The 462-nt window shown below is 70.3% G+C and carries 1 pseudogene; it reads left to right on the top strand.

The window, feature by feature from the left end:
• Positions 1–462 (top strand): annotated as a pseudogene (locus tag A9762_RS29315) (autotransporter outer membrane beta-barrel domain-containing protein); the annotation flags it as partial.

The following is a 462-nucleotide window of genomic DNA, read 5'->3' as shown; positions in this document are numbered from 1 at the left end:
TGACGGGGGCGCGGGTGGTCACGGCGCGACGCTCTCCGGCGGCAGTACGGTCAACAACAGCGGCACGATCACGGGCGGTAACGGTGGCAATGGCGAGAACGGCGGCTTTGCACTGGCCACCGGTGGGCCACTCGCCGTGGCCGGTAGCGGTGGACTCGGCGGCGCGGGCGGTGTCGGCGTACTCGTCAATGGCAGCGGTACTGTCATCAACCAGCAAAGCGGCACGATTCGCGGCGGTAACGGCGGGACCGGTGGTGGCGGCAATGCGCAGAGTCAGGTCAACACGGGCATTGGCGGCGTGATCACCGGCGGTGTCGGGGCCGATGGCGGTGCCGGTGGCGACGGCGTGAAGCTCGACGGCGGCGGCACGGTCATCAACAACGGCCAGATTCTCGGCGGTGCAGGCAATCGTGGCGGTGGCGCCGGCAACAGCACTGGCGCGGGCGTCGGTGGTGAGGCGGC

The sequence above is a fragment of the Pandoraea sp. ISTKB genome (genome assembly GCF_001721285.1).
Lineage (GTDB): Bacteria > Pseudomonadota > Gammaproteobacteria > Burkholderiales > Burkholderiaceae > Pandoraea > Pandoraea capi.
Note: the sequence above shows the minus strand (reverse complement) of the source record. Positions and strands in the feature narration are given on the sequence as shown.